The sequence below is a fragment of the Pasteurella pantherarum genome (assembly GCF_049670885.1).
GTDB lineage: Bacteria > Pseudomonadota > Gammaproteobacteria > Enterobacterales > Pasteurellaceae > Pasteurella.
Map to the genome: position 1 here is coordinate 1,920,750 of NZ_CP187173.1, position 21,025 is coordinate 1,941,774.

14 protein-coding genes, 3 tRNA genes, 4 rRNA genes and 1 other RNA gene are annotated in these 21,025 nt (G+C 43.1%); 8 read left to right on the plus strand and 14 right to left on the minus strand.

What is annotated here, in order from left to right; genetic code table 11:
• Positions 1 to 118 precede the first annotated feature (118 nt).
• Positions 119 to 2,143 (minus strand): NAD-dependent DNA ligase LigA, encoded by a 2,025-nt coding sequence (ligA, locus tag ACPEEM_RS08960; protein WP_424401810.1) that lies wholly within the window; start codon positions 2,141 to 2,143, stop codon positions 119 to 121.
• Positions 2,144 to 2,700: 557 nt separating this feature from the next.
• Between ligA and ACPEEM_RS08965 the strand changes: the two genes are divergently transcribed.
• Positions 2,701 to 4,083 (plus strand): autotransporter outer membrane beta-barrel domain-containing protein, encoded by a 1,383-nt coding sequence (locus ACPEEM_RS08965; protein ID WP_424404962.1) that lies wholly within the window; start codon positions 2,701 to 2,703, stop codon positions 4,081 to 4,083.
• A gap of 69 nt (positions 4,084 to 4,152) precedes the next feature.
• Here the strand turns inward: ACPEEM_RS08965 and pgeF are convergent, their stop codons facing one another.
• The gene (pgeF, locus tag ACPEEM_RS08970) at positions 4,153 to 4,890 is read right to left on the minus strand and encodes a peptidoglycan editing factor PgeF (RefSeq protein ID WP_424406724.1); all 738 of its coding nucleotides are present in this window, start codon (positions 4,888 to 4,890) and stop codon (positions 4,153 to 4,155) included.
• A 43-nt stretch (positions 4,891 to 4,933) separates the two neighbouring features.
• Positions 4,934 to 5,908, minus strand: coding sequence for a 23S rRNA pseudouridine(1911/1915/1917) synthase RluD (rluD, locus tag ACPEEM_RS08975; protein WP_424401813.1), 975 nt, complete (start codon positions 5,906 to 5,908; stop codon positions 4,934 to 4,936).
• 106 nt (positions 5,909 to 6,014) lie between these two features.
• Between rluD and ACPEEM_RS08980 the strand changes: the two genes are divergently transcribed.
• A complete protein-coding gene (locus ACPEEM_RS08980) occupies positions 6,015 to 6,800 on the plus strand; it encodes an outer membrane protein assembly factor BamD (protein WP_424406726.1) in 786 nt (261 codons plus the stop codon).
• Positions 6,801 to 6,852: 52 nt separating this feature from the next.
• Here ACPEEM_RS08980 and ACPEEM_RS08985 read toward each other — a convergent pair whose 3' ends face one another.
• The 3 genes from ACPEEM_RS08985 to ACPEEM_RS08995 all read right to left on the minus strand — a co-directional run bounded on the left by ACPEEM_RS08985 (position 6,853) and on the right by ACPEEM_RS08995 (position 7,998).
• Positions 6,853 to 7,419: a 5-formyltetrahydrofolate cyclo-ligase gene (locus tag ACPEEM_RS08985; RefSeq protein ID WP_424401815.1), complete on the minus strand. Its 567-nt coding sequence runs from the start codon at positions 7,417 to 7,419 to the stop codon at positions 6,853 to 6,855.
• Between the two features lie 13 nt (positions 7,420 to 7,432).
• Positions 7,433 to 7,615: non-coding RNA, 6S RNA (gene ssrS / locus ACPEEM_RS08990), on the minus strand.
• Positions 7,616 to 7,695: 80 nt separating this feature from the next.
• Positions 7,696 to 7,998, minus strand: coding sequence for a cell division protein ZapA (locus ACPEEM_RS08995; RefSeq protein ID WP_424401816.1), 303 nt, complete (start codon positions 7,996 to 7,998; stop codon positions 7,696 to 7,698).
• Between the two features lie 133 nt (positions 7,999 to 8,131).
• On the opposite strand from ACPEEM_RS08995, the gene ACPEEM_RS09000 reads away from it, so the two are divergent.
• The 4 genes from ACPEEM_RS09000 to ACPEEM_RS09015 are packed head-to-tail and all read left to right on the plus strand — an operon-like array spanning position 8,132 to position 12,416.
• Positions 8,132 to 8,677 carry a YecA family protein gene (locus ACPEEM_RS09000; RefSeq protein ID WP_424401817.1) on the plus strand — a complete coding sequence of 182 codons (546 nt, stop codon included), beginning with the start codon at positions 8,132 to 8,134 and terminating at the stop codon, positions 8,675 to 8,677.
• A gap of 25 nt (positions 8,678 to 8,702) precedes the next feature.
• Entirely contained in the window at positions 8,703 to 10,028 is a 1,326-nt protein-coding gene (gene pepP / locus ACPEEM_RS09005) for a Xaa-Pro aminopeptidase (protein WP_424406728.1), read from the plus strand.
• A 12-nt stretch (positions 10,029 to 10,040) separates the two neighbouring features.
• Complete coding sequence (gene ubiH / locus ACPEEM_RS09010; RefSeq protein ID WP_424406730.1) at positions 10,041 to 11,243, plus strand: 2-octaprenyl-6-methoxyphenyl hydroxylase; 1,203 nt, start codon at positions 10,041 to 10,043, stop codon at positions 11,241 to 11,243.
• 3 nt (positions 11,244 to 11,246) lie between these two features.
• Positions 11,247 to 12,416 carry an FAD-dependent monooxygenase gene (locus tag ACPEEM_RS09015; protein WP_424406732.1) on the plus strand — a complete coding sequence of 390 codons (1,170 nt, stop codon included), beginning with the start codon at positions 11,247 to 11,249 and terminating at the stop codon, positions 12,414 to 12,416.
• Between the two features lie 295 nt (positions 12,417 to 12,711).
• On the opposite strand, the gene ACPEEM_RS09020 is transcribed toward ACPEEM_RS09015, so the two are convergent.
• From ACPEEM_RS09020 to gmhB, 8 genes are all read right to left on the minus strand, one after another.
• Positions 12,712 to 12,787 (minus strand) — tRNA-Trp (locus ACPEEM_RS09020).
• Positions 12,788 to 12,821: 34 nt separating this feature from the next.
• Positions 12,822 to 12,898: transfer RNA gene (locus tag ACPEEM_RS09025), tRNA-Asp, on the minus strand.
• Between the two features lie 11 nt (positions 12,899 to 12,909).
• A 5S ribosomal RNA gene (rrf, locus tag ACPEEM_RS09030) occupies positions 12,910 to 13,025 on the minus strand.
• A 62-nt stretch (positions 13,026 to 13,087) separates the two neighbouring features.
• Positions 13,088 to 13,203: ribosomal RNA gene (gene rrf, locus ACPEEM_RS09035) — 5S ribosomal RNA — on the minus strand.
• 200 nt (positions 13,204 to 13,403) lie between these two features.
• Positions 13,404 to 16,298, minus strand: a 23S ribosomal RNA gene (locus ACPEEM_RS09040).
• Between the two features lie 189 nt (positions 16,299 to 16,487).
• A tRNA-Glu gene (locus ACPEEM_RS09045) sits at positions 16,488 to 16,563 on the minus strand.
• Between the two features lie 95 nt (positions 16,564 to 16,658).
• Positions 16,659 to 18,200, minus strand: a 16S ribosomal RNA gene (locus tag ACPEEM_RS09050).
• The 16S, 23S and 5S rRNA genes sit together here with 3 tRNA genes alongside, the layout of an rRNA operon.
• Positions 18,201 to 18,536: 336 nt before the next feature.
• Positions 18,537 to 19,091, minus strand: coding sequence for a D-glycero-beta-D-manno-heptose 1,7-bisphosphate 7-phosphatase (gene gmhB / locus ACPEEM_RS09055; RefSeq protein WP_424401821.1), 555 nt, complete (start codon positions 19,089 to 19,091; stop codon positions 18,537 to 18,539).
• Positions 19,092 to 19,279: 188 nt separating this feature from the next.
• On the opposite strand from gmhB, the gene metN reads away from it, so the two are divergent.
• Together metN and ACPEEM_RS09065 are read left to right on the plus strand one after the other, a co-directional pair.
• The gene (gene metN / locus ACPEEM_RS09060) at positions 19,280 to 20,314 is read left to right on the plus strand and encodes a methionine ABC transporter ATP-binding protein MetN (RefSeq protein WP_424401822.1); all 1,035 of its coding nucleotides are present in this window, start codon (positions 19,280 to 19,282) and stop codon (positions 20,312 to 20,314) included.
• Positions 20,307 to 20,996: a methionine ABC transporter permease gene (locus ACPEEM_RS09065; protein WP_424406734.1), complete on the plus strand. Its 690-nt coding sequence runs from the start codon at positions 20,307 to 20,309 to the stop codon at positions 20,994 to 20,996. The genes metN and ACPEEM_RS09065 overlap by 8 nt, the downstream gene beginning before the upstream one ends.
• Positions 20,997 to 21,025 lie beyond the last annotated feature (29 nt).

The window sequence follows — 21,025 nt, forward strand, 5'->3', positions numbered from 1 at the left end:
TGTTGCAATAAAAGCAAAAACCCCTCGTGTAAATGCGAGAGGTTTTTTACCAAAATAGGGAAGGCAATCAAGGTCAAAACATCTTGAAAATTGACCGCACTTTTTCCTTTCTCCCCTTCTACTCGCTGGCAGCTTTGCTCCAGTCTAGGAAGGTTTGCTCATCAATCACGGTAATGCCTAACTCATTGGCTTTCGTTAATTTAGACCCTGCACTTTCGCCTGCGACCACTAAATCTGTTTTTGAGGAAACCGAGCCACTGACTTTTGCCCCTAATTGCTGTAATAAGGCTTTGGCTTGATCCCGTCCCATTTGGCTAAGGGTGCCCGTTAACACCACGGTTTTTCCATTAAAAGGATTATCCCCCACCTCTTTTACTTCAACCTTATCCCAATGAATCCCTTGTGCAAGCAGATCGTCCACCACCGCCACATTGTGCGGTTCACGCCAGAACACAGAAATGCGATTTGCCACCACTTCCCCCACATCTTGCACGTCTTGCAATTGTGCTAAGGTTGCCGTTTTTAACGCATCTAACGTATGAAAATGATTGGCTAAATTTAAGGCGGTTGCCTCGCCCACATCACGAATCCCTAAGGCAAAAATAAAACGTGCTAAGGTGGTTTTTTTCGCTTTAGCTAAACTTTCTAGGGCATTTTGTGCCGATTTTGGTCCCATGCGATCTAAACGCATTAACGTGGTCAGATCTAAACGAAATAAATCCGCTGGTGTGTGAATTTGCTCACGATCCACTAGCTGCTCAATCAATTTCGCCCCAACGCCATCAATATCCATCGCTTTACGTGAGACAAAATGTTTCAACGCTTCTTTACGTTGTGCCGCACAGAACAATCCGCCCGTACAACGTGCTACTGCCTCCCCTTCAATTCGTGTAATGACTGACTCACAAACTGGGCAATGGGTTGGAAAAACAATAGGTTTTGCATCGGCAGGACGACGTTCATGCAACACCCCAATAATTTGAGGGATCACATCACCTGCTCTTCGAATAATCACTGTATCTCCAATGGCAATATCTAAACGTGCAATTTCATCGCCATTATGCAAAGTCGCATTGCTCACCGTAACCCCACCGACAAACACGGGCTCCAATTTTGCCACTGGCGTAATTGCCCCTGTTCTTCCCACTTGAAACTCCACATCTTTTAAGGTGGTCAATTCCTCTTGAGCAGGGAATTTATAGGCGATTGCCCAACGTGGTGCTTTGGAAATAAAGCCCAATTCTTCTTGTAGATGAATATCATTGACTTTCAACACCGTGCCATCAATGTCATACCCTAACTGGCTACGTTTTTGCATAATCGAGCGGTAGAAATGCAACACGTTCTCAATGCCATCACAAAGCTGAATTTCATTATTCACAGGAATACCAATCGATTTCAGCCACTGTAAACGTTCAAAATGTGTGTTGGGTAATGTTATCCCTTCTGCAATGCCGATGCTGTATGCATTTAACATTAAAGGACGTTGACTCGTCATTTTCGGGTCAAGCTGACGCAAAGAACCTGCCGCTGCATTACGTGGATTGGCAAAGGTTTTTTCCCCTTTCGCCAGTGCTTGCTCATTTAACGCTTCAAAACCGGCGTGTGGCATAAACACTTCCCCTCGCACTTCTAAACGGGCGGGCGGATGATCCATTAATAATTGCAGTGGAATATTACGAATGGTGCGAATATTGGCGGTAATATCTTCCCCCGTGGTGCCATCACCACGTGTGGCGGCTTGGGTTAATTTGCCGTCCACATATAAAATACTGACCGCTAAACCATCAAGTTTAGGTTCACAACAAAAAGTCAGTGGCTGTGGAAGCACCACCAAACGATCTTGAATACGCTTCACAAAGGCTTTAAATTCCTCATCGGAAAACGCATTATCCAACGAAAGCATCGGCAGTTCATGGGTAATCTGAGCAAACCCTGTTAAGGGCTTTGCTCCCACTCGTTGCGTTGGCGAATCGGCACTCACAAATTGCGGATAATCACGCTCTAACGCTTTTAATTGATGAAATAAACGGTCATATTCTGCATCAGGAATCGAAGGATTATCTAAGACGTGATATTGATATTCATGGTAACGTAATGTTTTGCGTAATTGTTCTATTTCTAATTGAATGGCATCGGTCATACTCAATCCTGATCTAAACAGCCTTTAAAGACATAAATGAAAAAAGTGCGGTCAATTTTACAATATTTTTTCGCTATCGCCTATTGCTCCCCCTTTCTCCCCACCTGAGTTATCGATGCCCATCACCCACCTGATGACAAACCAATAACCTCTTCTTTTTCCAAGAAGATTCGCTATCGCAAACGGATTTTGATGATGGAAAAACACAACAGTACAGCTCTTGCTATTATCGCTAAGTCATTAAATTTATTTCATTTTTTGTAAAGAAGTGTCAAGGGTAGGGTTTTGTGTATCCATTTTAGGCAATTGAGAATTATAATAGGCGACGTTTATTTTTTTCTTAAAAACAATTAATAGGATTTAATGTTTCAATAGGATACTTTATGAAAATACAATACGCTACTCTCCCTTTAGCGTCATTATTTTTTCTCTATTCAAATTATTCAGTTTCGAATATAAAAGCAGTCAATAATGAATGTGGAAAAGGATGCACTACAATCAATCATACATTTGGCTCGGAGACGTTTCCACTTGCAACCTTGAATAGTGGAAATGCTGTGTCAAGAGCTTCATCTCTCGCCAATCATCTGATTCAAACTCAATTACCCACACTTCAACAACAAGCCAACGCCACGCAATCCAGTCAGGCGGCAATGCAAGCGGTCAATGCCGGCATGAAACAATGGCTCGCACCACAAGTGGCGACCGCATCCACCCCTGAAAAAACGACAAAAAACACCGCCGCAAAACCGCAACGTCAAGCGAACAAGGCAGTGTCAGAAAAGAAAAAAGCCCAAAATACCCAGCCAACAACGGCATTTCGAGGGGCGATTACAGGGGTGAGAGATGCAGAACCCGCCACTGAAGCACAACCGAATACCACAGAAAATAATATTCATCACATTGTGGCAGCCGTTGCCAACGCCGAAGAAGCCGTGCGTCATTTACCTGAAATAACAAAGCCTGCTAAAGAAACCAAGCCTACCCCTCCGTCAACGCCTTTGCGTGCGGACATGGCAGGCTATGCAAGCAACCTGTATGCGGCTAATAATGTGTTTAGCCTCACATTAAGTGAGCGTCTTGGTGTCACGAACTTTTACCGTCAATATGAATCCCCTGGGATTTGGATGCAAGTCAGTACAGGCAATATTTATCATCGCCTGCGTAACGGCTCAACCCAACTGAGCTCGAAAAATTATTCCATTGTACTGGGGGAAGATCGAGAAATCGACTATCGCTCTAAATTCGGTTTCTTAGTCGGTTATGCACAACAAGATACGCAGATTTCCTCCCATGGTGAAACGCCAGCCAATGCCAAAGTGAAAGGCTATTCTGTGGGAACCTATTATGCATGGCAAGAAGATAATGCTTATAAATCAGGCTTTTATGCGAATAGTTGGTTGCAATATCAACGTTTTAAAAATCATGTGAAAACGGGGCATAACCAAGTTAATTATAAAGCAAGCGGGTTCACCGCCTCATTGGAAACAGGTTACCACCTCCCACTCTATGAATACCGTGTGGATAGCTGGGAACGCCATCGCATTAGCTTCCAACCGCAAGCACAAGTGACTTGGCAAGGTGTGAAAGCGAAAAACTATATTGATCACACAGGGACTACGGTCGAAGGCTTTGGTCATGGCAATATCCAAACTAAATTGGGTGCCAAATTATGGTTAGATAGCCATGTCAGCCGTTCAAAAATCAATATTAAACCTTATGCGGAAATCAATTTAGTCCATAACTCAAAAGACTTTGGTGCTTATGTCAATGGTCGTCGTAAAGCCTTGGCAGGAACAAAACGTTTTGTGGAATATAAAACAGGGATTGATGCTAAAGTCGGCAATAATGTTCAACTTTGGGCAACCTTTGGACAACGTCGTAGTAAACAAGCCTATAAAGAAAACCAAGTCCAAGTCGGTTTTAAAGTAACGTTCTAAAGCATAAACGGAAAAAAGTGCGGTAAACGCCTTGAAAAAGGACCGCACTTTCGACTTTTCTGGAAAAGGTCATTCAAACCAAATCAAACTTGCCATTCTGCCTGTTTGTTTTTCTCGACGATAAGAGAAAAATTTATCTTGTTGACTGAAGGTGCAATAATCACCACCGTAGAGTTGAGAAATGCCTAAGCGGTTTAAACGTTGTGTGGCTAACAGATACAAATTGCCTAAATATTTATTGCTCGCAAGAGGATCGGCATAAAATGCCTGCTGTGCCTCCGCTTGTTGTGCCACAAACTGTGCCACCACCTCTTCTCCCACTTGGAATTTTTCAGGGCCAATGGCTGGACCAAGCCAAGCGATAATCTGTTCAGGTTTTGCCTGAAACTGTGCCACTGTTTGTTCTAAAATGCCATCACAAAGCCCTCGCCAACCTGCATGTGCGGCTGCCACTTCATCACCTTTTTGCGTGGCGAATAACACGGGTAAGCAATCCGCTGTCATCACTAAACACACCTGATTTGGCTGATGAGTATAAACCGCATCAGCATTTATGTTGGTCTTTTCTGAATGAGGTAAGTGCAACACCTTTGTGCTGTGCGTTTGGTTTAAGAACAACGGGGCTTGTGGCAAGTGTAATTGTTCCATTAACAAAGTGCGGTTATTTTTAACTGCGTTTTGATCATCCCCCACATGCGAACCTAAATTAAAACTGGCATAAGGCGGTTGGCTAACCCCACCGCTACGCAAGGTGCTGAAGGCTCGAATGTTGATCGGTGCCTGCCAATTGGGTTTTATCACATTCACAGTGGTATCCTTTTAGGTTCTCGCAAAAGGGAAACAAACCATATTAATAATCTAACTCGTCTTTATGTAATTGATAGTCTGCCTTCAAGGCATCCACCAATTGCACAAAATCTTCAGGTAACGGAGCGTACCATTCCATCATTTCCCCCGTTATCGGATGTTCAAGGCGTAACATAATGGCGTGTAAGGCTTGGCGTTTAAATTCCCGCAGTGTCGTCATAAAGGCTTCGCTGGCATTTTTCGGCGGGCGAGGACGTCCGCCATAGGTTTGATCCCCTAATAATGGGTGCGCAATATGTGCCATATGCACACGAATTTGGTGAGTGCGTCCCGTTTCTAAACGTAAGCGTAAACGGGTGTAATTACGGAAACGCTCCATAATCCGATAATGGGTTACCGCAGGTTTGCCCATTGGATGCACCGCCATTTGAGTACGTTTAGTGGGATGACGAGCCATAGGTTGATCCACCATGCCGCCTTTGGTCATAATGCCACAAGCAATAGCTTCATATTCACGGGTGATTTTACGCTTTTGTAAATCTCGCACCAGCTTGGTTTGTGCGGGAATGGTTTTCGCAATCACCATTAAGCCCGTGGTATCTTTATCTAAACGATGCACAATGCCTGCACGAGGCACTTCTGCAATCTCAGGGTAATGATAAAGCAACGCATTTAATACCGTCCCTGTGGGATTGCCCGCACCAGGGTGCACAACAAAATCTTTCGGTTTATTGATCACTAAAATATCATCATCTTCATAAACAATATTTAAGGGTAAATTTTCAGGGGTGAAACGATTATCGTCTTCTATTTCCACCGTAATATCAATTTGCTCACCACCATACACTTTGGCACGAGGAATGTTTGCCACTTCACCATTCATCAAAACCTGATCCGCTTCGATCCAAGTTTTTAAGCGTGAACGTGAATAATCGGGGAACAATTCAGCCAAAGCTTGGTCTAAACGTTGTCCCATTTGAGAGAGCTGAACTTCAGCCGACAAGGTAATTTGTGCCATAAATAAAAAAATCCGTTAATGAAGTTTGCTTATTTAATAATGTTATATACAATATTGGGTTATTGTAACTCATTTATCATTGCTCGTAAAAAATAAGGATTATCCAATGCGTAAATTAAAATCGTTCTCCCTTATTGCGTTAACCGCCTTTGCGGTGGCGGCTTGTTCAAGCTCAAACAACGAGGTTGAGCAACAGCCAGAACAAGAACTTTATAATGCGGGTCAAACGCACCTACAAGGTGGGGACTATACACAAGCAATCCGTTATTTAGAGGCAGTGCGTAACCGCTACCCAGGCAGCAGCCATAGTGAACAAGCCTTACTGAATTTAATTTATGCTAACTATAAAACACAGGATTACACAAAAACCTTAGTTTACGCCGATCGCTTTTTGCAAGAATATCCACAAAGTGCACAATTAGATTATGTGCTTTACATGGCAGGCTTAACCAATTCCGCTTTAGGTGATAACTACATTCAAGATTTATTCGGTGTTGACCGTGCGACCCGTGAAAATTCTTCAATTAAAGCCGCATTTGCCAACTTCCAAACCTTAGTACAACACTTCCCGAACAGTGCCTACGCAAAAGATGCCTTAGCTCGCATGGTGTATATTAAAGCAAGCCTTGCTCGTCATGAGCTTTCTATTGCAAAATTTTATGCAAAACGTCATGCACATGTTGCGGTGGCAAATCGTGTAGTGGGCATGTTACAACAATACCCTGACACACAAGCCACTTACGAAGCATTACCATTAATGCAACAGGCTTACGAAAAAATGAATTTGAAAGAATTAGCCGAACAAACCGCAAAAATTATTGAAGCCAACAAAGGCAAAAAATTTGATGACATTCAAAAACCTGCTGATCCTGTGATTGCCCCAGCTCAATAATTTTTCTTCGACCAATCCAAACAAATAGGGTAAGTTTTCACTTACCCTATTTTTATCCCACTAAAATCTTCGCCAATGGGATATCCCAACTTTCCATCGGTAAATGTTCCACTTCCTGACATTGATGAGCCAATCCAATCGGTAAGAAGGATTTTTGCTGCCAATTGTGTAAAGTCCGATCATAAAATCCGCCGCCCATGCCTAAACGATTTCCCTTTTTATCAAAAGCCACCAACGGGGTAAAAATCATCTCTAATTCCGCTAAAGGCAACACCTCTTGAACATTAAGCACAGGTTCAGGAATACCAAATTTATTTTGACACATCATGGTCTGTGGTGAATAACGTAAAAATAATAAATGCCCTGTACAAAAAGGGTGCAACACAGGCAAATATACCGATTTTCCTTGTTGCCATAAGGCTTGAATCAAGGATTGTGTTGAAATTTCTCCATCAAAAGCCAAATACAAAGCAATATGCTGTGCATTGTGTTTTGCAATCAATGTTAACGCTTGTTGAGTAATGTTTTTTTCCGCTTGTGCTTGCTCAAGTGCGGTCAATTTTTGGCGAGTTTTGCGAATATCTTGACGAATTTGCTGACGAAGTTTGATGTGATTCATAAATTTGGATAAGAAAGAACCCGAGATGCCGCTGTAGGTGCCAGTCCTTGAACCCAACGGTTCAAGGGAATCGGTTATCATCATTTTTAGGCTTCTTAGTAAAACTAAGCATGCTCACCAATAATCGGAAACCAATTCATAAAAATAAAAGTATCGGCTCAGGGACATAACCCACTGGCAAACACCTCAGGTAATCTTTTTTCTATACTAACGTAATTTAAGATTATTGACTAGCGATAATTCTCTTTTACACCACATATCCCACTTAAGCGTAGATTAACTGTGCGATTTAGGTGTTAAAATCGTTTCAAGAGAGTGATCAAGCTGTTCAATACGTGTTTTTAGTACATTTTCAATGGATACATTTTTCTGTTTTTCTTGCATTAATTCATAACTCAAGTTTAATGCAACAACCGCCAAGACCCGCTCTAAATGCAAAATGCCCGTGCGTTCTTTCATTTCAGAGACTCGCAAATCAAGCTCTTTCGCCGCCTGTCTTAATGAGTCATGCTGTTCTTCTGGACAATTTAAACGTAAAACCTGCCCCAAAACAGGTAATTCAATACTTTTAGACGACATCTCGCCTCCACGGTGCTTAATGATTTTGGGGATTATTATGCCATAGCTAAAAAAATCCGTCTAATTATTGGTTGCATAGCCCGAGAGTGGTAAACTGAAAAGCAATTTATTCAAAGAAACTAAGGGCAAAAGTATGTCGTCGTATTCCGACTTTTCTCAACAATTAAAAAAAGCTGGCATTGCCATTTCTGCTGCTGAACTACATGGTTTTCTCAGTGGTTTAATCTGTGGCGGTTTAAATGATAAAAGCTGGCAACCTCTTTTATTTCAATTCACAAATGAAAATCACGCCTACCCTATCGCTTTATTACAAGACGTTACCGAAATGCATCAACAAATCAGTAAAAAATTAGCCGATATTGATGGGTTCGATTTTGAATTATGGCTACCCGAAAATGAAGACGATGTTTTTGCCCGAGCCGATGCCCTATCTGAATGGGCAAACCATTTTTTGCTCGGTTTAGGCTTAGCACAACCCGCACTTGATAAAGAAAAAGGGGATATTGGTGAGGCGATTGATGACTTACACGATATTTGTCAACTGGGCTATGATGAAAATGATGATAAAGAAGAACTCAGTGAAGCCTTAGAAGAAATTATTGAATATGTACGGACGATTGCCTGTTTATTGTTCTCGCATTTTCAACCACAAGTCGAACAAAAACCCGTGCTACATTAATCCAAGTAAGACAAGGAGAATGAAAATGGATTTAGCCTATATGGCAAGTCTGCCACAAGAAGAATTTATCGCTCGCCGTGTCCGTGTATTCGAGCAAATGCAAGATAATGCCGTATTATTGGTCTTCTCTGAAATTGAACATCGTCGCAATAATGACTGTACGTTTCCTTTTCGCCAAGACAGTTATTTCTGGTATCTCACGGGATTTAATGAGCCAAATGCCATTTTGATTCTCAGCAAACAGCAAGGCAAAATGCAGTCCAGTATGTTTGTTCGCCCTTCCGATCCTTTACTGGAAACTTGGAATGGCCGCCGTCTTGGCGTTGAAAAGGCAGCCGAAAAATTGCACGTTGACCATGCCTTTTCCGTAGAAGATTTCTCTCAACTCTTCCCGAAAATGTTGCCGAAACATACCGCACTTTATCATGTCGTTGGCTTACACCCTTGGGCAGATGCACTCTTGGCGGACAGTGCGGTAAACGTGGAAAATGTGCTATCTTGGAAAGAAATGCTCGATGAAATGCGTTTATTCAAATCTGATAATGAAGTCGCATTAATGCAACAAGCAGGGCAAATCTCCGCACTGGCACACATTCGAGCGATGCAAACCACTCGTCCAAATCGTTTCGAATATGAAATTGAAGGGGAATTGTTGCATGAATTTAACCGTTTCGGTGCAAGAGCAGCCGCTTACAATTCCATTGTGGCGGGAGGCGAAAATGCCTGTATCTTACATTACACCGAAAATGATATGCCGCTTAAGGATGGCGATCTCGTATTGATCGATGCAGGTTGTGAATTTGCGATGTATGCGGGCGATATTACTCGAACATTCCCCGTGAATGGAAAATTTAGCCCAGCACAACGTGAGATTTATAAAATCGTGCTTGCCGCACAAAAACGTGCCATTGAATTATTAATTCCAGGCAATTCCATTCAACAAGTCAATGATGAAGTCGTGCGTATTAAAGTGGAAGGGTTAGTGAAACTGGGTATTTTACAAGGCGATGTGGAAACCCTCATTGCCAATGATGCTCATCGCCAATTTTATATGCATGGCTTAGGGCATTGGTTAGGGCTTGATGTACACGATGTGGGCAGTTACAGCAAAGATCAACATAACAATAACCGTAACAGCAAGTTACGTGATCGTCCGTTAGAAGTGGGGATGGTGCTCACCGTTGAACCAGGGCTTTATATTTCCGAAAAAGCCGACGTGCCAGCACAATATAAAGGCATTGGTGTACGGATTGAAGATAATTTACTGATAACAGAGTACGGTAATAAAAACCTAACCTCTGCTGCCCCAAAAGAAATTGACGATATTGAAAAACTGATGGCAAACCAATAAAAGGATAATGCAATGCAGCAAACTCACTATGATGTGGTGATTGTGGGTGGTGCAATGACAGGGGTTACGCTTGCACTTTCACTCAGTCATCAAACTGACGGGAACATGAAAATTGCGATTTTAGAAAAGCAAGCTACATATCATCACCAGCAAGGGGGGTTTGATGCACGTTGCATTGCCTTATCGGATGGAAGCTGCCAACGCCTTGCTCAAATAACATTGCCTCATGGCAACAATTTGTGGCAACTGGCACAACCTTTAAGCTGCCCTATCCATAAAATTCATGTTTCTGATAAAGGGCATAGTGGTCTGACCGAATTTCATGCTGAAGAATTTCATCTCGATCAGCTCGGTGCGGTAGTAGAACTCAATCAAATGGGAAAAATGCTGCTCGATGCCCTGCGTGATTATCCAAATGTAGATTACCTCTCCCCTGTGGAAATCACTGATATTCAACGTAGCGAACATAATGTCAAAATCTCTCTCAAAAATGACCGCACTTTAATCACGCCTTTGTTAGTGGGGGCAGATGGTTCGCAATCTATTGTCGCCAAATCCGCCAATATTGCTCAAATTTGTATCAGTGATTACCAACAAACAGCCATCATCACTAATGTATTACCGCAACAAGATCATCAATTTAGAGCCTTTGAACGTTTTACCGATGAAGGCCCGATTGCCCTCTTACCGATGCAAGATAATTTAATGTCATTAGTATGGTGCGTGAAAAACCCTGATGCATTGATGCAATTAGAAGACTCGGCATTTTTACAAGCATTGCAGCAACGTTTTGGCTGGCGTTTAGGCAAATTCTTACAATGTGGCAAACGCTTTGCCTATCCGTTGAACCTTTATCAGGCAGAACAACATGTTCAACACCGCATCGCCCTTGTGGGAAATGCCGCACAAACGTTGCACCCCATTGCAGGGCAAGGGTTTAATTTAGGCATTCGAGATGTCGTGCAACTTTCCGATTGCTTAGCCACAAGCTATAACACACAATCAGACTTAGGATCTTACGCCCAATTACAAGCCTATGAAACAGCAAGGCAGCGAGATCAACAACAAATTATGCACTTAACCGATGGCTTAGTTTCTATCTTTGCCAATCAGTTACTCCCTCTACAACTAGGACGAACATTCGGTCTCATGACCCTTGCACAATCGACAAAATTACGACAACTTTTTGCTAAACCAACATTAGGGTGGATATAGCACATGAAAACATATGATTTAACCATAATTGGTGGGGGCATGGTAGGCTTGGTACTCGCAGCCAGCTTAGCAGATAGCCCATTACGCATTGCTGTCATTGAAGGCTTCCCACCTAAAGTAGGTCCAGAACAAATCACCTATCGTGTCAGTGCCTTAAATTTAGCCAGTCAAAAATTATTAGAAAATCTAGGCGTTTGGCAAACGATTCAGGCATTACGAGCCACCTCTTATCACAAAATGGAAGTGTGGGAAAAAGACAGCTTTGCCAATATTCAATTTAATACAGAAGGATTAGGACTTTCTCATTTAGGGCATATTGTTGAAAATCACCTAATTCAGCATTGCCTATGGGAAAAAGTGTCTAAACAAACAAATGTGGATATTTTAACCGCACTTCCGCAGCATATTGCCTTTACCGAAAGTAACGTGATATTAACCCTTAATAACCAGCAAATGTTATGTTCAAAATTAGTGGTGGGGGCTGATGGGGCAAACTCTTGGCTTAGAACACAAGCTGATATTCCGCTCATTTTTAGAGATTATGGTCACCATGCTTTGGTCTGTAATATTGAAACAGCGGAGCCTCATCAACAATGTGCACGCCAAATTTTTTCACAAGACAGTATATTAGCCTTTTTACCTTTGCATAAACCAAACCTCAGTTCGATTGTTTGGTCTCTCCCAGCAGAACAAGCAGAACATTTTGTAAAATGTGACGAAACAGAATTTAACCATGCACTTTCTGTCGCATTTGATATGCGACTCGGATTATGCCAAGTCACAACAGCAAGACAAGCCGTGCCATTAACCGCTCGCTATGCTCGAGATTTTGCCAAACCTCGCTTAGCCTTAATTGGCGATGCTGCCCATACCATTCATCCATTAGCGGGATTAGGCGTCAATTTAGGTTTCCAAGATGCACTTGCTCTCGCAAAGAATATTAAACAAAACTTAAGCCGAGATCTTGATATTGGGGAATATCGTTATCTAAGATCTTATGAACGCAGCAGAAAAACAGAAGCCGTGAAAATGCTCCTTGCCATGCAAGGATTAAAAGATCTTTTTCAGGGAAGTAATCCTATCAAAAAATGGATTCGAGGCGTTGGCTTAACGGCGACAAATCAACTAGCTTTCGTTAAAACAGAACTGATGAAACAAGCTCTTGGTTTATAACAAAAAAGCGTGGCTCGATAAATATCAAACCACGCTTTTTTGTTCACTGTATTCATGACATTCCAATATAAAATCATGAAAAAATATGACGATAACCTTGAGTTTTATTCGCTAAAAAATCTTTTCAAAATACACCGCACTTTTCCCAAACCTTCATCCCAAAACTTACTAGAAAAATCAGCCGCCCAAAACCAATAATCCTATAAATGGAAGAAGATAAAATGCCACGGTTAAAAACAGATAAAGGATAAATAAACTAAAACAGGGAAAAACAACAAGATATGATTAAGAATGATGGCAGGGGCGGAGAGGCTCGAACTCCCAACACCCGGTTTTGGAGACCGGTGCTCTACCAATTGAACTACGCCCCTAGAAAGAAAGCGAAACTTAATTCGCTTAAATAGTTGGCGGAACGGACGGGACTCGAACCCGCGACCCCCTGCGTGACAGGCAGGTATTCTAACCAGCTGAACTACCGCTCCGCAAAATTGATATTTGGTAGTGACCTACTCTCACATGGGGAAACCCCACACTACCATCGGCGTAACAGTATTTCACTTCTAAGTTCGGCATGGAATTAGGTGGGTCTACTGCACTATGGCTACCAAAAAATTTTTATTTGATTAATTCACTCATAAATTAACATGATTAAATGAACTAATCAAATAATGACCTGGCGGTGACCTACTCTCACATGGGGAAACCCCACACTACCATCGGCGTAACAGCGTTTCACTTCTAAGTTCGGCATGGATTTAGGTGGGTCCACTGCACTATCGCCGCCAAGATATTCCTTTGATGTTCTCTCTTGTCTTTTCTCTTCTGTTCTTTATTCTCTGCTTTGGTGATTTTGTACGTTCTTCACTCTCGCACTTTAATCAGAAACAAGCTGTCTATCAGAGCTCTTCTACTTACTTTCTGCGTCTCCGCTTATCGTCTTCATATCACTTCATTTAGCATCAACACCCAAAAATACTTGAGCGTTGTATGGTTAAGCCTCTCGGGCAATTAGTATTGGTTAGCTCAATGTATCACTACACTTACACACCCAACCTATCTACGTCGTAGTCTACAACAACCCTTACTGACTTTAAGTCAGGGATGACTCATCTCTTGGCAAGTTTCGTGCTTAGATGCTTTCAGCACTTATCTCTTCCGCATTTAGCTACCCAGCAATGCCTCTGGCGAGACAACTGGAACACCAGTGATGCGTCCACTCCGGTCCTCTCGTACTAGGAGCAGCCCCAATCAATCATCCAACGCCCACGGCAGATAGGGACCGAACTGTCTCACGACGTTCTAAACCCAGCTCGCGTACCACTTTAAATGGCGAACAGCCATACCCTTGGGACCTACTTCAGCCCCAGGATGTGATGAGCCGACATCGAGGTGCCAAACACCGCCGTCGATATGAACTCTTGGGCGGTATCAGCCTGTTATCCCCGGAGTACCTTTTATCCGTTGAGCGATGGCCCTTCCATTCAGAACCACCGGATCACTATGACCTGCTTTCGCACCTGCTCGACTTGTCTGTCTCGCAGTTAAGCTTGCTTATACCATTGCACTAACCTGACGATGTCCGACCGTCATTAGCAAACCTTCGTGCTCCTCCGTTACGCTTTGGGAGGAGACCGCCCCAGTCAAACTACCCACCAGACACTGTCCGAGACCCCGTTTCAGGGTCTTCGTTAGAACATCAAACGTTAAAGGGTGGTATTTCAAGGATGGCTCCACAATGACTGGCGTCACTGCTTCAAAGCCTCCCACCTATCCTACACATCAAAATTCAATGTTCAGTGTCAAGCTATAGTAAAGGTTCACGGGGTCTTTCCGTCTAGCCGCGGGTACACCGCATCTTCACGGCGATTTCAATTTCACTGAGTCTCGGGTGGAGACAGCCTGGCCATCATTATGCCATTCGTGCAGGTCGGAACTTACCCGACAAGGAATTTCGCTACCTTAGGACCGTTATAGTTACGGCCGCCGTTTACTGGGGCTTCGATCAGGAGCTTCTCTTTCGATAACACCATCAATTAACCTTCCAGCACCGGGCAGGCATCACACCCTATACGTCCACTTTCGTGTTTGCAGAGTGCTGTGTTTTTAATAAACAGTTGCAGCCAGCTGGTATCTTCGACTTACTTCACCTTCAGAGGTTTACTCCTACAATTACCGTAAGCGCACCTTCTCCCGAAGTTACGGTGCTATTTTGCCTAGTTCCTTCACCCGAGTTCTCTCAAGCGCCTGAGTATTCTCTACCTGACCACCTGTGTCGGTTTTCAGTACGGTTTAGATAAACCTGAAGCTTAGTGGCTTTTCCTGGAAGCGTGGTATCAGTTACTTCAGTGCCGTAGCACCTCGTCATCAGTTCTCAGTGTTATGAAGACCCGGATTTGCCTAAGTCTTCCACCTACCGCCTTAAACAGACATCCAACAGTCTGCTAACCTAACCTTCTCCGTCCCCACATCGCAGTTTATCCAAGTACGGGAATATTAACCCGTTTCCCATCGACTACGCTTTTCAGCCTCGCCTTAGGGGCCGACTCACCCTGCCCCGATTAACGTTGGACAGGAACCCTTGGTCTTCCGGCGAACGAGTTTTTCACTCGTTTTATCGTTACTTATGTCAGCATTCGCACTTGTGATATCTCCAGCAAACTTCTCAATTCACCTTCATCGACTTACACAACGCTCCCCTACCCAACAGATTTACATCTGATGCCGCAGCTTCGGTGCTATATTTGAGCCCCGTTACATCTTCCGCGCAGGCCGACTCGACTAGTGAGCTATTACGCTTTCTTTAAATGATGGCTGCTTCTAAGCCAACATCCTAGCTGTCTAAGCCTTCCCACTTCGTTTCCCACTTAATATAGACTTGGGGACCTTAGCTGGCGGTCTGGGTTGTTTCCCTCTCCACGACGAACGTTAGCACCCGCCGTGTGTCTCCTGAGTATCACTCTTCGGTATTCGCAGTTTGCATCGGGTTGGTAATCCGGGATGGACCCCTAGCCGAAACAGTGCTCTACCCCCGAAGGTGTCCGCTCAAGGCTCTACCTAAATAGATTTCGGGGAGAACCAGCTATCTCCCGGTTTGATTGGCCTTTCACCCCCAGCCACAAGTCATCCGCTAATTTTTCAACATTAGTCGGTTCGGTCCTCCAGTTAGTGTTACCCAACCTTCAACCTGCCCATGGCTAGATCACCGGGTTTCGGGTCTATACCTTGCAACTCAACGCCCAGTTAAGACTCGGTTTCCCTTCGGCTCCCTTATTCAGTTAACCTCGCTACAAAATATAAGTCGCTGACCCATTATACAAAAGGTACGCAGTCACCCTTTCGGGCTCCCACTGCTTGTACGTACAGGGTTTCAGGTTCTATTTCACTCCCCTCACCGGGGTTCTTTTCGCCTTTCCTTCACAGTACTGGTTCACTATCGGTCAATCAGGAGTATTTAGCCTTGGAGGATGGTCCCCCCATCTTCAAACAGGATTTCTCGTGTCCCGCCCTACTTATCGTAAGCTTAGTTCCACAATAACATTTTCGAGTACGGGATTATCACCCTCTTTGATTTGGCTTCCCAGCCAATTCCTCTAATATCATCGCTAAAACTTACTGGCTCTTCCGCTTTCGCTCGCCGCTACTTACAGAATCTCGGTTGATTTCTTTTCCTCGGGGTACTTAGATGTTTCAGTTCTCCCGGTTCGCCTCTCTTGCCTATGTATTCAGCAAGAGATAGTAGATTCTTCATCTACTGGGTTTCCCCATTCGGATATCTTGGATTAAACGCCTCTTATCGACTCATCCAAGCTTTTCGCAGATTAGCACGTCCTTCTTCGCCTCTGATTGCCAAGGCATCCGCCCTGTACGCTTAGTCACTTAACCATACAACCTCAAGTATTCTTATACAAACGTATACTTACCTGATGTTGCTGTTTAGACACTAAACACTTGCATGCCTTTTTTTCATGCAAGATTTTTTCTACTCAGACTTTCTTTCGAAAATCTCTTCAGTTTTTCAGCTTGTTTCCAATTTTTTAAAGAACAATAAAGACAACAAAAGTCATCTTTAAATGGCGTCCCCACGGGGATTCGAACCCCGGTTACCGCCGTGAAAGGGCGATGTCCTAGGCCTCTAGACGATGGGGACAACATGTAAAGATGCTCTCCACTTTGCCATGTGCTTCATTCATACAATCTAACTAAACAATCTGTGTGAACACTTGCAGTCGTTCCATTTTCGGTTAAGGAGGTGATCCAACCGCAGGTTCCCCTACGGTTACCTTGTTACGACTTCACCCCAGTCATGAATCATACCGTGGTAAACGCCCTCCCGAAGGTTAAGCTATCTACTTCTGGTACAACCCACTCCCATGGTGTGACGGGCGGTGTGTACAAGGCCCGGGAACGTATTCACCGCAACATTCTGATTTGCGATTACTAGCGATTCCGACTTCATGGAGTCGAGTTGCAGACTCCAATCCGGACTTAGATGCACTTTCTGAGATTCGCTCAACGTCGCCGTCTCGCCGCCCTCTGTATGCACCATTGTAGCACGTGTGTAGCCCTACTCGTAAGGGCCATGATGACTTGACGTCATCCCCACCTTCCTCCAGTTTGTCACTGGCAGTCTCCTTTGAGTTCCCGACCTAATCGCTGGCAACAAAGGATAAGGGTTGCGCTCGTTGCGGGACTTAACCCAACATTTCACAACACGAGCTGACGACAGCCATGCAGCACCTGTCTCAAAGCTCCCGAAGGCACTCCCGTATCTCTACAGGATTCTTTGGATGTCAAGAGTAGGTAAGGTTCTTCGCGTTGCATCGAATTAAACCACATGCTCCACCGCTTGTGCGGGCCCCCGTCAATTCATTTGAGTTTTAACCTTGCGGCCGTACTCCCCAGGCGGTCGATTTATCACGTTAGCTTCGGGCACCAAGCTTAAAGCCCAATCCCCAAATCGACAGCGTTTACAGCGTGGACTACCAGGGTATCTAATCCTGTTTGCTCCCCACGCTTTCGCACATGAGCGTCAGTACATTCCCAAGGGGCTGCCTTCGCCTTCGGTATTCCTCCACATCTCTACGCATTTCACCGCTACACGTGGAATTCTACCCCTCCCTAAAGTACTCTAGACTCCCAGTCTGAAATGCAGTTCCCAAGTTAAGCTCGGGGATTTCACATCTCACTTAAAAGTCCGCCTGCGTGCCCTTTACGCCCAGTTATTCCGATTAACGCTCGCACCCTCCGTATTACCGCGGCTGCTGGCACGGAGTTAGCCGGTGCTTCTTCTGTAATTAACGTCAATGATGCTATCTATTAAACAACATCCCTTCCTCATTACCGAAAGAACTTTACAACCCGAAGGCCTTCTTCATTCACGCGGCATGGCTGCGTCAGGGTTCCCCCCATTGCGCAATATTCCCCACTGCTGCCTCCCGTAGGAGTCTGGACCGTGTCTCAGTTCCAGTGTGGCTGGTCATCCTCTCAGACCAGCTAGAGATCGTCGGCTTGGTAGGCCTTTACCCCACCAACTACCTAATCCCACTTGGGCTCATCTTATGGCAGGTGGCCAAAAGGTCCCACCTTTTACTCCTCAGAGATTACGCGGTATTAGCTGCAGTTTCCCACAGTTATCCCCCTCCATAAGCCAGATTCCCAAGCATTACTCACCCGTCCGCCACTCGTCAGCAAAGAAAGCAAGCTTTCTCCCTGTTACCGTTCGACTTGCATGTGTTAAGCCTGCCGCCAGCGTTCAATCTGAGCCATGATCAAACTCTTCAATTCAAGTTCAATCGCTCAATAAACTGCTTAGCTAAAGTTTACATTTACTTCATAAGTATAATGAATTTTCAGTTTAAGCACCTATTAAGACTTCAATTTTAAAAATCTTTTCTAAATGAAATCAATCAACAAGTGCCCACACAGATTGTCTGTTAGATTGTTAAAGAACAAAAAATAACGACGCGATGTGTATCTCATTCGTTTACAACGTCGCGTCGTTGTGTGGGGCGTATTATAGGGAATTTAAAACCCTTTGCAACCCCTTTTTGAAATTTTTTTCACTTTTTTTATTAAAAGTCCATTTTTTGAACTTTATGTATGAATTTTGTTATGTTTTTGTTATTTTTTTAATCGTCTGATAAGATCTGGAAGATCGGCAATTGAAGCTAATACATAATCCGCTTGTTTTTCGCCTTCTTCTGTTACTGGTTTTCCCGTTTTCACCAACACGGTATATTTTACCTTTGCCCCTTTAGCGGCTAATAGATCTTCCACTTTATCTCCCACCATAAAAGACTGGTTTGGATCAATGTTAAGTTCTTTGATCGCTTGTAATAGCATTCCTGGTTTTGGCTTACGGCAGTCACAATCCTGTTTATACTCGCCTTGTCCTTCTGTGTGGTGTGGGCAATAATAAATACCATCGAGATCAACTCCACGATCCGCAAGCGACCAATCCATCCATTCGGTTAACTGTAAAAATTGTTCTTCTGAAAAATAACCTCGAGCAATACCAGATTGATTTGTTACTAAGACTAAGAGATACCCCATTGCTTTTAATTGTTGTAATGCTTCGATACTACCTTCAATAAATTGGAAGTGATCGATCTCGTGCACATAGCCATGGTCAATATTCAATGTACCGTCACGATCTAAAAAAATAGCCTTCTTCATGTCAATTCCTTCTATTTATTCATGCTTGTTATTATCACTTTTCTCCCCCCTATTAGCAAATGATGGCACGCTTTGTTTTATCTCATAAACAATTAATATAAAAATATTTTCGATATGTATTGACATAGCAATCTAGACGTCTAAAATACAAGCCCAATATTATACGAAGAGAACCTTAAAGGGCTTATATGATTAAGCTAGAAAATATTAGTAAAATTTTTGATGTGTCTGGAAAAAAACTGACCGCACTGGATAATGTTTCATTGCATGTCCCGAAAGGACAGATTTGTGGTGTTATTGGTGCTTCTGGTGCAGGGAAAAGCACTTTAATTCGTTGTGTCAACCTACTTGAAGTGCCTTCTTCAGGTAAAGTCATTGTTGATGGTAAAGATCTCACTAAATTAAAGAATAAAGAATTAGTTCATGAACGCCGTAATATCGGCATGATTTTTCAGCATTTTAATTTGCTCACCTCTCGAACTGTATTTGGTAATGTTGCCTTACCTTTAGAATTAGAAAAAGAGCCAAAAGAAAAAATTACAGCGAAAGTTAATGCGTTGTTAGATCTTGTTGGGTTATCGGATAAAAAAGAGATATATCCAGCTAATCTTTCTGGTGGACAAAAACAACGTGTTGCGATTGCCCGTGCATTAGCCAGCGAACCCAAAGTCTTACTTTGTGATGAAGCAACCAGTGCATTAGATCCCGCCACCACACAATCTATCTTAAAATTATTAAAAGAAATTAACCGCACTTTAGGGATCACTATTCTTTTAATTACCCATGAGATGGAAGTGGTCAAGCGCATCTGTGATCATGTTGCTGTCATCGACAAAGGTCAATTAATTGAACAAGGGTCAGTCAGTGAGATTTTCTCTAATCCACAAACGCAACTCGCGAAGGAATTTATTCGCTCAACATTCCATATTAATTTACCTGAAGAATATATGGAAAAACTCTCTGATACACCAACGTCATCAGCGACTTGTCCAATTGTCAAATTTGAATTTACAGGTCAAACTGTTGATGCTCCTTTACTCTCACAAGCCTCTAAAATGTTTGGGGTTGATTTAAGTATTTTGACATCACAAATTGACTACGCTGGCGGAGTTAAATTTGGTTTCGTCATTGCAGAAATGGAAGGTGATGATGATGCCATCACAAAAACAAAAACGTATTTAATGGAACATAATGTGAAAGTTGAGGTATTAGGCTATGTTTGATCAATTATGGGCGGATTTTAATAACGAGCTCACGCCAAGAATTTGGGAGCTTGTCGGTCTCTCAACCGTAGAAACCCTTTATATGGGCTTCATTGCCACATTATTTGCCATTGTTATTGGTTTACCTATGGGGTTTCTTGCCTTCTTAACGGGGAAAGGTCAAATATTACAACATCGTCGAACAAACCAAATTCTTAATGTGATTATTAATGTCGGACGTTCTGTTCCTTTCATTATTTTATTAATTGTCCTATTGCCGTTCACACGTATCGTTGTAGGAACAACATTAGGTACTACAGCCGCCATCGTGCCATTAAGTGTCTCTGCGATTCCCTTTTTCGCACGGTTAACCTCAAATGCACTATTAGAAATTCCAAGTGGTTTGACGGAGGCGGCTAAATCCATGGGTGCAACCAACTGGCAAATTGTAACAAAATACTATTTACCAGAATCTATTCCAATTTTAATCAATGGGATCACACTAACCTTAGTCGCATTAATTGGCTATTCTGCAATGGCAGGTGCCGTTGGGGGTGGCGGTTTAGGTAATCTTGCCATTACTTACGGCGAACATCGCAACATGGTCTATGTAAAATGGCTCGCAACGATTATCATCGTCTTAATCGTCATGCTAAGCCAAAAATTGGGTGACGATTTAGCAGAACATTTTGACCATCGCTAATTAAGCAATAACATTAACACAACATCTTT